9 protein-coding genes are annotated in these 14848 nt (G+C 73.0%); 5 read left to right on the top strand and 4 right to left on the bottom strand.

The window, feature by feature from the left end:
- Nucleotides 1-170: 170 nt before the first annotated feature.
- The 3 genes from glgX to treZ all read left to right on the top strand — a co-directional run bounded on the left by glgX (nucleotide 171) and on the right by treZ (nucleotide 7373).
- Entirely contained in the window at nucleotides 171-2543 is a 2373-nt protein-coding gene (gene glgX, locus AXF14_RS10075; protein ID WP_084355506.1) for a glycogen debranching protein GlgX, read from the top strand.
- Between the two features lie 220 nt (nucleotides 2544-2763).
- Nucleotides 2764-5400, top strand: a complete 2637-nt coding sequence (gene treY / locus AXF14_RS10070) for a malto-oligosyltrehalose synthase (protein WP_084355505.1) — start codon at nucleotides 2764-2766, stop codon at nucleotides 5398-5400.
- Nucleotides 5400-7373: a malto-oligosyltrehalose trehalohydrolase gene (treZ, locus tag AXF14_RS10065; protein WP_211260082.1), complete on the top strand. Its 1974-nt coding sequence runs from the start codon at nucleotides 5400-5402 to the stop codon at nucleotides 7371-7373. Before treY ends, treZ begins: the two co-directional genes overlap by 1 nt.
- 181 nt (nucleotides 7374-7554) lie before the next feature.
- On the opposite strand, the gene AXF14_RS10060 is transcribed toward treZ, so the two are convergent.
- The gene (locus tag AXF14_RS10060; RefSeq protein ID WP_150118468.1) at nucleotides 7555-8742 is read right to left on the bottom strand and encodes a lipid II:glycine glycyltransferase FemX; all 1188 of its coding nucleotides are present in this window, start codon (nucleotides 8740-8742) and stop codon (nucleotides 7555-7557) included.
- A gap of 132 nt (nucleotides 8743-8874) precedes the next feature.
- Between AXF14_RS10060 and AXF14_RS10055 the strand changes: the two genes are divergently transcribed.
- Together AXF14_RS10055 and AXF14_RS10050 are read left to right on the top strand one after the other, a co-directional pair.
- Complete coding sequence (locus tag AXF14_RS10055; protein ID WP_067942953.1) at nucleotides 8875-9483, top strand: DUF3000 domain-containing protein; 609 nt, start codon at nucleotides 8875-8877, stop codon at nucleotides 9481-9483.
- Entirely contained in the window at nucleotides 9480-10793 is a 1314-nt protein-coding gene (locus AXF14_RS10050; RefSeq protein WP_236755524.1) for an HRDC domain-containing protein, read from the top strand. Before AXF14_RS10055 ends, AXF14_RS10050 begins: the two co-directional genes overlap by 4 nt.
- A gap of 145 nt (nucleotides 10794-10938) precedes the next feature.
- Here AXF14_RS10050 and pflA read toward each other — a convergent pair whose 3' ends face one another.
- The 3 genes from pflA to pflB all read right to left on the bottom strand — a co-directional run bounded on the left by pflA (nucleotide 10939) and on the right by pflB (nucleotide 14333).
- The gene (gene pflA / locus AXF14_RS10045) at nucleotides 10939-11823 is read right to left on the bottom strand and encodes a pyruvate formate-lyase-activating protein (protein ID WP_067942952.1); all 885 of its coding nucleotides are present in this window, start codon (nucleotides 11821-11823) and stop codon (nucleotides 10939-10941) included.
- A 40-nt stretch (nucleotides 11824-11863) separates the two neighbouring features.
- The gene (gene grcA2 / locus AXF14_RS10040; RefSeq protein WP_067942950.1) at nucleotides 11864-12109 is read right to left on the bottom strand and encodes an autonomous glycyl radical cofactor GrcA2; all 246 of its coding nucleotides are present in this window, start codon (nucleotides 12107-12109) and stop codon (nucleotides 11864-11866) included.
- 103 nt (nucleotides 12110-12212) lie between these two features.
- The gene (gene pflB, locus AXF14_RS10035; protein ID WP_067942949.1) at nucleotides 12213-14333 is read right to left on the bottom strand and encodes a formate C-acetyltransferase; all 2121 of its coding nucleotides are present in this window, start codon (nucleotides 14331-14333) and stop codon (nucleotides 12213-12215) included.
- Between the last annotated feature and the right edge of the window lie 515 nt (nucleotides 14334-14848).

The raw sequence follows: 14848 nt of genomic DNA, 5'->3' as shown, positions 1-14848 counted from the left end.
TGGGGCATGACGTGCCTCACGCCCCGTGCACGGGCGGTTCACGCGCCGTTCGCCGTGGCCGGGAGCGGCGCCCGCCGTCCGCCGCCCGGGCCGCCGGCGCGGCCTACGCCCTCAGCGGTGAGCGGGCACGTGGACGGGCCCCGAGGACGCCCTCGTGGCAAGGTTGCCCCATGCAGACAACTCCCGAGCCCTCAGCCACGACGTCCGCCGAGAGCGCGGCGTCGCCCACGCCGTCGACCCCCGAGCAGACGGTCTGGCCCGGCCGGCCGTACCCGCTCGGCGCGACCTTCGACGGGACCGGCACCAACTTCGCCGTCTACTCCTCCGTCGCCGAGCGCGTCGAGCTGTGCCTCTTCGACGCCTCCGGCACCGAGACGCGCGTGGACCTCACCGAGGTCGACGCCGACGTCTGGCACGGCTACCTGCCCGCCGTCCGCCCCGGCCAGCACTACGGCTTCCGCGTCCACGGCCCCTACGACCCGGCCGCCGGCCACCGCTGCGACCCCTCCAAGCTCCTCCTCGACCCCTACGCCAAGGCCATCTCGGGGCAGGTCGTCCCCTCGGAGTCGCTGTACTCGTACACCTTCGAGGACCCCTCCGTCCGCAACGAGGAGGACTCCGCCGGCGCCACCATGCGCTCAGTGGTGACGACCCCCTTCTTCGACTGGGGCCACGACCGTCCGCCGGCCCACGAGTACCATGACACGATCATCTACGAGGCCCACGTCAAGGGCCTCACCCGGCTCCACCCCGAGGTGCCGGAGAACCTGCGCGGCACCTACGCTGGCCTCGCCCAGCCGGTCGTCATCGACCACCTCAAGGACCTCGGCGTCACCGCCATCGAGCTCATGCCGGTCCACCAGTTCGTCAACGACACCCACCTCCAGGAGAAGGGGCTGTCGAACTACTGGGGCTACAACACCATCGGCTTCTTCGCGCCGCAGAACACCTACGCCGCCTATGGCACCGACGGCCAGCAGGTCGCCGAGTTCAAGACGATGGTCAAGGCCCTCCACGAGGCCGACATCGAGGTCATCCTCGACGTCGTCTACAACCACACCGCCGAGGGCAACCACATGGGCCCGACGCTGTCCTTCAAGGGCCTCGACAACGCCGCCTACTACCGGCTCGTCGACGGCGGGGAGGAGCACTACTTCGACACGACGGGCACGGGCAACTCCCTGCTCATGCGCTCCCCGGCGGTCCTCCAGCTCATCATGGACTCGCTGCGCTACTGGGTCACCGAGATGCACGTCGACGGCTTCCGCTTCGACCTCGCCTCGACCCTGGCCCGCCAGTTCGCCGAGGTGGACAAGCTCTCCGCCTTCTTCGACATCATCCACCAGGACCCGGTGCTCTCCCAGGTCAAGCTCATCGCCGAGCCCTGGGACGTCGGCGAGGGCGGCTACCAGGTCGGAGGCTTCCCTCCCCTGTGGAGCGAGTGGAACGGGAAGTACCGCGACACGGTGCGCGACTTCTGGCGCGGCGAGCCCTCGACGCTGGGCGAGTTCGCCTCCCGCATCACGGGCTCCTCGGACCTCTACCAGCACTCCGGACGCACGCCCGTCGCCTCGATCAACTTCGTCACCGCGCACGACGGCTTCACCCTCAACGACCTCGTCTCGTACAACAAAAAACACAACGAGGCCAACGGCGAGGGCAACAACGACGGTGACAACAACAACCGCTCGTGGAACTGCGGCGCCGAGGGCCCGACGGAGGACCGCGGGGTCCCCGCGCTGCGCCACCGCCAGGTCCGCAACTTCCTCTCCACGATCCTGTTCAGCCAGGGCGTGCCGATGATCTGCCACGGCGACGAGCTCGGCCGCACCCAGCAGGGCAACAACAACGCCTACTGCCAGGACAACGAGATCTCGTGGATCGACTGGGACCTCGGCGAGGACGAGCAGGCGCTCCTCGAGTTCACCCGCACGATGGTGTGGCTGCGCCGCGACCACCCGGTCCTGCGCCGCCGCCGCTTCTTCACCGGCGAGGCCGGCCACGGCGGCGAGTCCGAGCTCGGCGAGATCGAGTGGCTGCGCCCCTCGGGCGAGCGCATGACGAATGAGGACTGGGGCACCTGGTACGCCCGCGCCATGACGGTCTTCCTCAACGGGGACGCCATCGCCGAGCCCGACGAGCGCGGTCAGCGGATCGTCGACGACTCCTTCCTCATCCTCATCAACGCCTCCGAGGAGGACATCGAGTTCACCCTCCCCGGCCCGGACCACGCCGCGGCCTGGACGGTGGCCCTGGACACGGCGCCCGCCGAGGACGGCGGCACCGACCTCGTGCTCGCCGCCGGCGAGGACGTCGTCGTCGAGGCGCGATCCATGCTCTTCCTCCTCGCCGACCCGGACGCCGCCACCGCGGAGCAGGCCGACGAGCTCCAGGCCGAGGCCGCCACGACGCTCGGCGCCGACCCGAATCGCGCCGAGATCGCCGCAAAGGGCCGCGAGAGCGTCACGGCGGTTCCGGCCGCCCCGACGGCGCCGGCCGCGCCCGAGACGACCACCGCTCCCCCCACCACCGCGCGGGGTTGAGGACGTCGGGGGAGGCACCGCAGGTGCCTCCCCCGCGCCGTCCCGGGGACCGTCGCACCGCACCGCTGTGCCGCCCACCCGGCACAGCGCCGGCGACCACCCGACAGGCAGCCGTCCCGCCGGCACCCGCCCGACCGACGAAGCCCCGACCGACACAGCCCACCAGACCAGTCAGACGGCGCCCGCCGGGCGCCGCGCACGGACAGGACGAAGGCACGAGATGACCACCAGCCCCACGACCCCGAGCAACCCGGCCCCGAGCACCACCAACCCGCCCGGCCCCTCCGACGACGTCCGCCCGGAGGCGGTCGACCTGCCCGCCGACGGCTACGCCCCCTGGTCCGGGCACGTCCCGGCGGCCGGCCGCCGCACCCCGGTGAGCACCTACCGCCTCCAGATGGGAGCCTCCCTCACCTTCGACGACGCCCGCGCCCTCGTGCCCTACCTCAAGCGGCTCGGCGTCACCGACCTGTACCTCTCCCCCGTCCTCCAGGCCGCCCCCGGCTCCACCCACGGCTACGACGTCGTCGACCACACCCGGATCAGCGAGGAGATGGGCGGGCGCGCCGGGCTCGAGCGGCTCGCCGCGGACGCGCACGCCGCCGGTATGGGCGTCGTCGTCGACATCGTCCCCAACCACATGGCCGTCCCGACCCCCGGCTGGCACAACCGGCCGCTCTGGTCCGTCCTGCGCAACGGTCCGGACTCGCCCTTCGCCGCCTGGTTCGACGTCGACGTCGACGAGCCGATCCTCATGCCGGTCCTCGGCAAGCGGATCGGCCGAGTCCTCGCCGACGACGAGCTGCACCTCGAGCGGATGGTGGTCCCCACCGAGCCCGACCTCGGCGAGCAGTGGGTCCTGCGCTACTACGACCACGTCTTCCCCGTCGCCGAGGGCACCGAGTCCCTCCCCCTCGCCGTCCTCGTCGAGCGCCAGCACTACCGCCTCGCCTACTGGAAGGTCGGCGACGAGGAGATCAACTACCGCCGCTTCTTCGACGTCGGCACCCTCGCGGCCGTCCGCGTCGAGGACCCGGAGGTCTTCGACGGCTCCCACGCCCTCATCATCGAGCTCCTCGAGGCGGGCACGATCGACGCCCTGCGCGTCGACCACCCCGACGGCCTCGCCGACCCGGCCGGCTACCTGGGTCACCTCTCCGAGGCCACCGGCGGCGCCTGGATCGCCGCGGAGAAGATCCTCGCCCCCGACGAGCCCCTGCCCGGCTCCTGGCACGTCGCCGGCACCACCGGCTACGACGCCGCCTGGCGCATCGACCAGCTCCAGGTCGACCCCGCCGGCGCCACCCGCCTGGGCGCCCTCATGCAGGAGCTGACCGGCGAGGCCCCCGTCGACTACGCCCGCGTCGTCGAGACCGCCAAGCGCGAGGTCATCTCCGGGTCCCTCGCCGCGGAGGTGGACCGCCTCGCCCGCATCCTCGACCGGCTCACCGACGAGGACGTCCGCCTGCGCGACCACACCTTCCGGGACCTGCGCCGCTGCCTCATCGAGCTCCTCGTGGCCGCGGACCGCTACCGCGCCTACGTGGTCCCGGGCGTCACCCCCGAGCCCGAGCAGGCCGCCGTCCTGCGCACCGACGCCGAGCGCGCCCGCCGCCGCCTCGACGAGGACAGCGCCGAGACCCTCGACCTCGTCGTCGGCCTCCTCCTCGGCGAGCCGGTCGGGTCCGAGGGACTGGCCGACTCCCCCGAGCGGGCCGAGGCCGTCATCCGCTTCCAGCAGGTCTGCGGCGCCGTCACGGCCAAGGGCGTCGAGGACACCGCCTTCTACCGGTGGACGCACCTCACCAGCCTCACCGAGGTCGGCGGCAACCCCTCCGGCTTCGCCCTCGGCACCGACGAGGCGCACGCCTGGGCCGACCGCGTCCAGGACGCCTGGCCGGACACGATGGTGACGACGACGACCCACGACACGAAGCGCGGCGAGGACGTCCGCGCCCGCCTCGACGTCCTCGCCTCCTACCCCGACGAGTGGAGCGAGCTCGTCCACCGCCTCCGCGTCGCCACCGCCGAGCAGCGCCCCGTCGACCTGGACGGCCGCAGCGAGAACCTCCTGTGGCAGACGCTGTGGGGCACGTGGGCGCCGGACTCCGACGACCCGATCGACGCCGAGCGCCTGGGCGCCTACCTCATCAAGGCCTCCCGCGAGCAGAAGGTCTGGACCACCTGGACCGGCGCCGACGAGGGCCGCGAGAAGGGCCTCACCGACTACGCCGCCTTCCTGCTCGCCGACCCCGGCGTCGCCGAGGAGCTGACCGCCTTCGCGGAGACGACTCGTCGAGAGGTCCATGACGTCACCCTGGCGAACAAGGCCCTGGCCCTCACCTGGCTCGGCGTCGCCGACGTCTACCAGGGCTCCGAGACCACCCGCACGAGCCTCGTCGACCCCGACAACCGCCGCGCCGTCGACTACGCCTCGCCGGCCGGCCTCGAGGCGGTCCTCGCCTCCCTCGACGACGGCGCCGCCCCGCGCACGCTCGACGAGGAAAAGCTCGCCCTCACCAGCGCCCTCCTGCGGATGCGGGGCGAGCATCCCGAGGCCTTCGTCGGCCCGCGCTCCGGCTACCGCGCCCTGCCGGTGACCACCGGTCACGCCTTCGCCTTCGCCCGCCTCACGGACGAGGAGGCCGAGGTCGTCGTCATCGTCCGGCGCCTGGGCCGCCGGCTCGCCCAGCTCGGCGGGTGGCGCGAGGACTCCGTCGTCCTGCCCGAGGGCCGCTGGGCCGGCGTCCTCGACGACGCGGCGCTCGGCGGCGGCGCGCAGCCCCTGTCCGAGGTCCTCGGCGACGCCCCCGTCGCCGTCCTGGTGCGTGTCCACGACGGGGAGGAGGACGCCTGATGCGTGAGGACGAGCAGCAGCGCGAGCACCCCGTGCCGCCCCGCGAGGCCTGGGTCTCCCCCGCGCTCCCCCTCGGGCCCCGCGTGCCCGTCTGGGCTCCGGAGGCCCGCGAGGTCCTCCTGCACCTCCCCGCCACCGACGAGGCGCTCGTCATGGAGCGCGCCGAGGGCGGCTGGTGGGTGAGCCCCCGCGACCTGCCCGACGGCACCGACTACGCCTACCGCGTCGACGGCTCCGCGGACCGTCCCGACCCGCGCAGTCCCCGCCAGCCCCACGGCGTCCACGGCCCCTCGCGCACCGTCGACACGGCCGCCTGGGCACAGGGCCTGTGGACCGACGAGGGATGGGCGGGGCGCGACGCCCGCGGCGCCGTCGTCTACGAGCTGCACGTCGGCACCTTCACCTCCGAGGGCACCCTCGACGCCGCCGCCGAGCACCTGCCCGAGCTGGCGCGCCTCGGCGTCGAGGTCGTCGAGCTCATGCCGCTCGCCTCCTTCCCCGGTCGGGCGGGCTGGGGCTACGACGGCGTCGCCCTGTGGTCCGTCCACGAGCCCTACGGCGGGCCCGAGGCCCTCGCGCGCTTCGTCGACACCGCCCACCGGGAGGGCCTCGCGGTCTGCCTCGACGTCGTCTACAACCACCTGGGTCCCAGCGGGAACTACCTGGGCGTCTTCGGGCCGTACTTCACGAGCGCCCACGACACGCCCTGGGGCCCCGCCGTCAACTACGACCGGCCCGGCAGCGAGCAGGTGCGCGCCTTCGTCATCGACTCGGCGCTGCGCTGGCTGCGCGACTTCCACGTCGACGCCCTGCGCCTGGACGCGATCCACGCCATCCGCGACGACCACGCCTGGTCGACGGCCGTCGCCCCGCACCGTCACCTCCTGGCCCGGCTCGCCGACGCCGTCGAGGACCTCTCCGGCGAGCTCGGGCGGCCGCTGTCCCTCATCGCGGAGTCCGACCTCAACGACGTCGGCGTCATCACCGGCACGGACGAGGAGCCTCCCGCGCTCATGCCGAGCCTCGGCATGACCGCGCAGTGGGCCGACGACGTCCACCACGCCATCCACGTCCGGCTCACGGGCGAGGCGCAGGGCTACTACGCGGACTTCGCCGAGCCCGGCGCCTTCGAGACGGCCTACGGCCACGGCTTCCTGCACGCGGGCACCTGGTCCTCCTTCCGGGGCTCGGACTGGGGGGCGCCGGTGCCGGAGGGCACGGACCCGCGCCGCCTCGTCGTCTTCGCCTCGGACCACGACCAGGTGGGCAACCGCGCCACGGGCGACCGCCCCTCGGCGAGCCTGAGCGACGCGAGGCTCGCCGCGGAGGCGGCGCTCGTCCTGCTCTCGCCGTACACGCCGATGCTCTTCCAGGGCGAGGAGTGGGGCACCCGCACGCCCTTCCAGTTCTTCACCGACCACTCCGAGCCCGAGCTCGCCGCCGCCGTGACCGAGGGACGCCGCCGCGAGTTCGCCTCCTTCGGCTGGGACGCGGCCGAGGTGCCCGACCCGCAGGCCGCCTCGACGGTGGCCGCCTCGACGCTCGACCGCGCGGAGGCCCGGATCCCCGAGCGGGCGCGTGTGCTGGCCTGGTACGAGGAGCTCCTGCGCGTCCGACGGCTCGCCGGCCTCGAGGAGCAGCGCCGGTGGGCGCGCGTGGCGGACCTCGGTGACGCGATCGTGAGTCGCATCGTCCTCGACGCGCCCGACGCGGCGCTGGCGGGCGCGCGCAGGGGCGACGAGCTCGTCCTCGTCGTCGGGCTCGGCCCGGTGGCGCCCGGGCGCTCGAGGACGACGACCCTCGACGCCGTCCTCGAACGGGCCCTGGTCCACGACGCCGCTCCCGGGGGAGCCGTCGGCGACGAGGGCGCCGTCGGCGAGCTGCTCCCGGTGGCGTCATGGTCCGCCGGACCGGGCTCCGCGCCGGAGAGCCTCGAGGGCGAGGACGTGCTCGTGCTCCTGCGCCGCCACTGAGCCCGGGCGGAGCCGGCGAGCCCCGCGCCGGCCGGACCGCGCGGGGCTCGCCGGGGCCGGACGGGTCGGAGGTGCCCGGCGAGGACCGCACCGCGACGACGGGGCCGCCCGGCCGACGCTGACGCGTCGGCCGGGCGGCTCCTCACGTCGAGGGCGGAGGCATCGCCCACCCGCGGACGGCTCAGCCCTTCGCGACCGGGTCCTCCGAGCCGGCCCCCTCGGCGGCGGCGTCGCTCGGGGCGCCGTGCGGGCGCGCCTCGCGGAGCGAGCCGCGGATCTCGCCGGCGCGCTCGCGCACGGAGTCGAGTGCGCCGTGGGCGCGGTGCTTGAGCTCGAGGACCTGGACGAGGCCCTCGTAGACGCGGGGGCGGACCGGCACGTCCCAGGCGCCCGGGATGTCGACCGGGCCGTCCGTGACGAACTTGTTCTTGAACTCGCGCACGCCGGCGAGCTCGGGGACGCGCTCGGAGTCGACGCCCATGAGGTCGTAGCGGCGCACGCCCTCGGCGCGCAGCCAGCAGGCCTCCTTGTAGACGAGGGCGTCGGCGGCGCGCATGCGGCGGCCCTCGGCCGAGGAGCCGGCGTAGTAGCGCAGCGCGTCGTCGCCCCACACGGTGACGAGGGACCACACGAGGGCCTCCTGGCCCTCGCGGCGCACGACGTAGAGGCGGGCGTGCTCCGGGCCGAGGGCGCGCAGCATCGCGCGGTAGGTGTCCTCGGAGGCGGCGCGGAAGCCGTCGCGTTCACCGGTCTCGGTGAGGATCTCGTAGAGCTCGCCGAAGACCTCGTCGGCCTCGGCGGTCTCGTCGTGGAAGGTGAGCGACTCGTTGCGCAGGGCCTTGCGGACGTCGCGGCGCCCGCGCGACTTGAAGGAGGCGAGGATCGCGTCGTCGTCCTCACGGTCCAGGTCGAGGATGACCGTGCGGTCGTAGGTCATCGTCTGGAGGAGCTCGTGGAGCTCGGGGGCCTCGTGGGTGAAGTGGAGGCGGACGAAGACGACGCTCGGCTCGTGGAAGCGGACGCCGGCGACGACGAGGCGGCGCAGGTCGGCCTCCTCCTCGGCGGTCGGCTCGGAACCGAGCCAGACGGGCGCGTGGCGGGCCCAGAGGTAGGGGAAGCCGCGCACTTCCATGCGGGTGAGGGAGACGAGCGCGCGGGGCTCGCCGTCGGGACCGTCGTAGACGACGCGTCCCCAGGGCTCGCGGCCCTCCATGGCGGCGTCGAAGGAGTCCCACGCGGAGGTCTGCTCGATCGGCAGCGTCGTCCCCGCGGCCGCGGCGATCCGACGGAAGGTCTCCCAGTCGACCTGCCTCATGGAGCCGTGCGGAGCTCCTGCGGAGGGGGCGGTCCCGTGCTGGGTGTCGGTCATTGCTGCTCCTTGCTGCCACCCCGCCGGTCATCGGGGCGCGCTCGCCAGGTTAGCCCAGGTCACGGCAGGGTCTGCCCCTCGTCCGCGGCGTGGCAGCGCTTGTACGGCCGCAGCGCCGGTAGCCTCGCGGACGTGACCACCACCTCCACCTCGAGCTCGAACCAGGACACGGGGGCCGCCGTCCCCGAGCGCTTCCACGAGGCGCTCCTGAGCATGCGCGACGCCGCCCGTCCCCGCGGCCTCGTCCTCGAGGAGGTGCCCGCCCCGCGGCGGCTCGCGCCCTTCACCGCCGCTCTCTCCGCGGAGACCGTCGAGACCGAGATGGGCACGCCGATCGCGTCGGGGCGCTTCGTCGTCCTCCACGACCCCGAGGGCCAGGACGCCTGGGACGGCGACTTCCGCGTTGTCGTCCAGGCCCGTGCGCGCCTCGACGACGAGGTCGGCACGGACCCGCTCCTCGGCTCCGCCGCCTGGTCCTGGCTCCAGGAGTCCCTCGACTCCGCGGGCGCCGGTCACCGGGCGCTCGTCGGGACCGTGACGCGGGTCCTGTCGGAGACCTTCGGCGGCCTCGAGCTCACGGACTCCTGCGGCCACGTCGAGATCCGCGCCTCGTGGTCGCCGACGACACCGGACCTGGCCCCGCACCTCGCGGCCTGGTACGAGCTCCTCCACGTCGCCGCCGGGCACGAGCCCGAGCAGGCGGCCGCGCTCTCCGTCGCCGGCGCGGGCGCCGCCCGGTGATCGCCGCCTCGCGGGGCCCGGCCCGCGCGCCCCGTCCGGTCCCGGTCCCCGGCACGACGGACGAGCCCGTCCCCGCCGAGGAGCTCCTCGACTACCCTGCGCCGGTCGACGGCCTCCCGCCGGTCACCGACTCGCCCGAGGCCCTGCGCGCCGCCGTCGAGGCCCTCGCGGGCGGCACGGGACCGGTGGCCGTGGACGCCGAGCGCGCCTCCGGCTTCCGCTACGGGCAGGACGCCTACCTCGTCCAGCTGCGTCGAGAGGGCGCGGGCACCGTGCTCGTCGACCCGGTCGACGCGGGCGACCTCACCTCCCTCGCCGACGTCCTGGACGGGCCCGAGTGGATCCTCCACGCCGCCGACCAGGACCTCCCCTGCCTGCGAGACCTCGGTCTCGCCCCGCGCTCCCTCTTCGACACCGAGCTCGCGGCCCGTCTCCTCGGTCGTGAGCACGTCGGCCTCGGCGCCGTCGTCGAGGAGACCCTCGGGCTGCGCCTCGCCAAGGACCACGCCGCAGCCGACTGGTCGACTCGCCCGCTGCCCGAGTCCTGGCTCGTCTACGCGGCCCTCGACGTCGAGCTGCTCGCCCCGCTGCGCGAGGCGCTGGCCGCCGAGCTCGCCTCCGCCGGGAAGGCCGAGTGGGCCGCTCAGGAGTTCGAGTACGTGCGCACGCGCCCGCCGCGTCCGGCCAAGGTCGACCCGTGGCGCAAGACTCCGCGGGCCGGGCGCGCCGTGCGCTCGCCGCGCTCGCTCGCGATCCTGCGCGAGCTGTGGACGGCGCGCGAGGAGCTCGCCGCCGAGCTGGACCGCACGCCCTCGAAGATCCTCTCGCACCACGCGCTCGTCGCCGCCGCCGTCGCGCGCCCGACGTCGCGGCGCAAGCTCGCGGCGCTGCGCGAGTTCTCGTCGCGTCAGGCGCGCCAGCACCACGAGCTGTGGTGGGAGGCCGTCGAGCGCGCCCTGGCGCTTCCCGAGGACCAGCTCCCGCCGCCCCACGCGCCGCTGCCGCCGGGCGAGCTGCCGCAGCCGCGCTCCTGGGCCCGGCACCACCGAGACGCCGCGGAGGCCCTCGAGGTCGTCCGCCCGGCCGTGCGGGACCGCGCCGAGGAGATCCGCGTCCCCCAGGAGCTCCTCCTCAGCCCCGACTCCCAGCGCCACCTGGCCTGGAACCTCGGTGAGGAGCGCGCCTCCGGTCGCCGGCCGACGACGGACGCCACGTCCGTGGCCCGTCGTCTGGAGGACCTGGACGCCCGCGCCTGGCAGGTCGAGCAGGCGGCGCCGGCCCTCGCCGACGCGCTCACGGCACGGTTCTGACTCGCCTGCTGGCCGGGACCCCGCCAGTTCCGGGCCGGCCAGGAGCGCCGCCGGCACGCCCGAGGCAGCAGGAGGGCCCGTCCCGCGGAGCGGACGGGCCGTCCTCACGCTGCGGCGGCCCGACGACGCGAGCGCGCCCTCCGACTCAGTGCACGGTGAAGCCGTGGGAGCGGAAGATCGCGCGGGTCGACTCGACGAGCTCGGGCTCCGGCGGAAGCGCGTCGCGGAGCTTGTACTCGAGCTTGAGGGCGTCCCACTTGTCGGTGCCCATCTGGTGGAAGGGCAGGACCTCGACGCGGGAGACCGAGGAGCCCCAGCGCTCGATGATGCGCGCGACGTTCTCGACGTTCTCAGGGTCGTCGGTGAGCCCGGGGACGAGGACGAAGCGGGCCCAGATCTCGATGCCCTTGGCGGCGAGGCGGTCGCCGAAGGCGATGGTCGGGGCGAGCTCGCGCCCGGTGACCTTCTTGTAGGTCTCCTCGTCGCCGCTCTTGACGTCGAGGAGGACGAGGTCGACGTTCTCGAGCATCTTGTCGCTCGCGTTGCGGCCGAGGTATCCGGAGGTGTCGATGCAGGTGTGGATGCCCATGGACTTGGCGCCCGCGAGGATCCGCCCGGCGAAGGCCGGCTGCATGAGGACCTCGCCGCCGGAGAGCGTGATGCCGCCCTTGGAGGCTCGGAAGACGTTGCGGTAGCGCTTCATGCGGCGCAGGAGCTCGTCGGCCTCGACGGGCTCGCCGTCCTTCATGAGGAAGGTGTCGGGGTTGTGGCAGTAGAGGCAGCGGAGCGGGCAGCCGTTGAGGAAGACGGTCATGCGGGTGCCCGGTCCGTCGACGGCCGTCACGAGCTCCCAGGAGTGGATGGAGCCAAGGGAGCCGTCGCGCATGCGCGCGAGGCGCTCCGAGCGCTGGAGGTCGCTCAGCTCCTCGATGCCGCCGATGCCCGCACCGCGCAAGCGGGCGGCCGGGGCCAGGAAGTCCTGGTCCCGGCCGCCCTCAGTCGCGGGGGTGATGGTGTCAGTGTCTGTCATACGTGGATGATGCCAGTCGTGAGTCCCTCACCCGAGGCGCTCAGGCGCCCGCGTGGAAGGTGCGGTTGAGGACGTCGAGCTGCTGCTCGCGGGTCAGCTTGACGAAGTTGACGGCGTAGCCGGAGACGCGGACCGTGAGGTTCGGGTAGTTCTCCGGGTGCTCCATGGCGTCCTCGAGGGTGGAGCGGTCGAGGACGTTGATGTTGGCGTGGTACAGGCCCTTGACGCCGCCGTTGTCCTGACGCTGAGCCTTCATCGACTCAAGGCGCTCTTCGTACGTGGCCATGATGGCCCCTTTCGGTGTGGTGTGTTGTGGTCGGCCGTGAGGCCGAATGGGTGTCCCTCCGGCCGGCCGCCGGTGGGGCGGCCGGCCGGGGACGCGAGGGGGATCAGACCTCGGCGCAGTCGTCCGGGACGAAGCCGGCGTCGAGGATGCCCACGAGGTTCTCGACGCGCTCGTCGAGCGTGCGTCCGAGGCCCTGCGGGGTGATGGTGTTGGTGAGCGAGATGCCGTCGAGGGCGTCGTTGTAGTCGAGCTTGCCGACGCTCATCATGGAGGCGACCATGCCGTGCGTGTCCATGCCGTTCTCCGGGTTGGCGCCGGGGGCGAAGGGCGTGCCCTTCTGGTGGCCGGACGGGAACGAGCCGGTGGCCTTGCCGTAGACCACGTTGGACGTGATCGTGAGGACCGACTGGGTCGGGATCGCGTCGCGGTAGAAGGGCTGCTCCTTGATCTTCGACATGATCGTGTGGACCACGGTGGCGGCGATGTCGTCGGCGCGGTCGTCGTCGTTGCCGTAGATCGGGAAGTCGCCCTCGGTGACGTAGTCGACCACGAGGCCGGTCTCGTCGCGGACGGGGGTCACCTTCGCGTACTTGATGGCGCTCAGGGAGTCGGCGACGATCGACAGGCCGGCGATGCCGCAGCCCATGGTGCGGACGATGTCGGAGTCGTGGAGCGCCATCTCGATGGCCTCGTAGGCGTAGCGGTCGTGGCAGTAGTGGATGATGTTGAGGGCCTCGACGTAGGTGCCGACGACCCAGTCCAGCATCTTCTCGTAGCGGGCCCAGACGTCGTCGAAGTCGAGCGGGCCGTCACCCTCGACGCCGGGCAGGCCGTTGACGATCTGCTTGCCGGTCATCTCGTCGCGGCCGCCGTTGATGGCGTACAGGAGCGCCTTGGCGGAGTTGACGCGGGCGCCGAAGAACTGCATCTGCTTGCCCACGCGCATCGGGGAGACGCAGCACGCGATGGCCGCGTCGTCGCCCCAGTGCTCGCGGATCTGCTCGTCGGCCTCGTACTGGATGGAGGAGGTCGTGATGGAGATGAGGGCGCAGAAGTCCTTGTAGCCCTGCGGGAGCTTCTCGTCCCAGAAGATCGTGATGTTCGGCTCCGGGGCGGGCCCCAGGTTGCGCAGGGTCTGCAGGAGGCGGAACGAGGTCTTCGTGACGAGCGGGCGGCCGTCCTCGCCGAAGCCGGCGTCGGACCAGGTGGCCCAGTACGGGTCGCCGGAGAAGATCTGGTCGTAGTCGGTGGTGCGCAGGAAGCGGGTGATGCGCAGCTTCATCACGAAGCTGTCGATGATCTCCTGCGCGTCCGTCTCCGTGATCGTGCCGTTGGCAAGGTCGCGGGTGAAGAAGACGTCGAGGAAGGCCGAGAGGCGGCCGATCGACATGGCGGCGCCGTCCTGGGACTTCACGGAGGCCAGGTAGGCGAAGTACGTCCACTGGACGGCCTCGTGGGCGTTCGTGGCCGGGCCGGAGATGTCGAAGCCGTACGAGGCGGCCATGTTCTTGAGCTTCTTGAGCGCCTTGATCTGCTCGGAGTGCTCCTCGCGGTAGCGGGCCCAGTGCTCGGAGAAGGGCTTGTCCGCGACGGCGTCCTTCGCGACCTGCTTGAGCTCGATGAGGCGGTCGACGCCGTAGAGGGCGACGCGGCGGTAGTCGCCGATGATGCGACCGCGGCCGTAGGCGTCCGGCAGACCGGTGATGATGTGGCTGGAGCGCGCGGCGCGGATGCGCGGCGTGTAGATGTCGAAGACCGCGTCGTTGTGGGTCTTGCGGTACTTGGTGAAGATCTTCTGGACCTCGGGGTCGACCTCCTTGCCGGCCTCCTTGATCGCCTGGGCGACCATGCGCCAGCCGCCGTTCGGCATCATGGCGCGCTTGAGCGGGGAGTCGGTCTGGAGGCCGACGACGACGTCGTCGTCCTCGGAGATGTAGCCGGCCGGGAAGGCGTCGATGTCCGACGGGATGTGCGTGTCGACGTCGAGGATGCGGACCTTGCGCTCCTCCTTGAGGAACTTCTCCTCGAGGGTGTCCCACAGTCGCAGCGTCTTGTCGGTGGCGCCGGCGAGGAACGAGGCGTCGCCCTCGTAGGGGGTGTAGTTGCGCTGGATGAAGTCGCGAACGTCGATGCCCTCGGTCCACGGGCCCTGGACGAAGCCCTCCCAGGCGTTGCGGCTGTTGGACTCCTCCGCCGTGGCGGTTGCTGTGACCTCGGTGGTCATCCGTGCCCTCCTGTGTGTGGGTGCCGATCAGGTCACCCTGTTGGGGAAGTCCCTCGTGGGGACGTGGCGGTACTTCCTTGCGCCGTCGAAATAAGCGTAGGCGGCTCGCTCAGCCCAGCGGGGGACGGGCCCCGAAGGACCCGGTGTTCTGACTCACACGACGACCATATCGGGATCGCCTCAGGGACGTAAGTCCCCGGCCGGAAGGGCAGACGTCGAACATCCACGGACCCGATCCGGCCAGGTCCGTCCTCGCGCGCCGCCCCGACCGCGCCGGGGGCTGCCCGGGAGTGGGACCGGCGTCCTATGCCTCGGGCCACTCGTCCGGAGCGCCCGACGGCCGGCCCGGGCGGCGCCGGCGCCCCCTGCGCCGCGGACCCCCGAGCGCGGCCCGCGGGCCGGCGTCCCAGGGCGCCCCGGCGCGTGTCACGGGGGTCACTCCGAGCGGGATAGGGTGTGACCAGGGTCGCCCGCGCGGCACCGCCGGAACCGTCTCCGGAGGCGCGGCCGACCGA

This window comes from Actinomyces radicidentis (assembly GCF_001553565.1).
Taxonomy (GTDB): Bacteria; Actinomycetota; Actinomycetes; order Actinomycetales; family Actinomycetaceae; genus Actinomyces; species Actinomyces radicidentis.
Note: the sequence above shows the minus strand (reverse complement) of the source record. Positions and strands in the feature narration are given on the sequence as shown.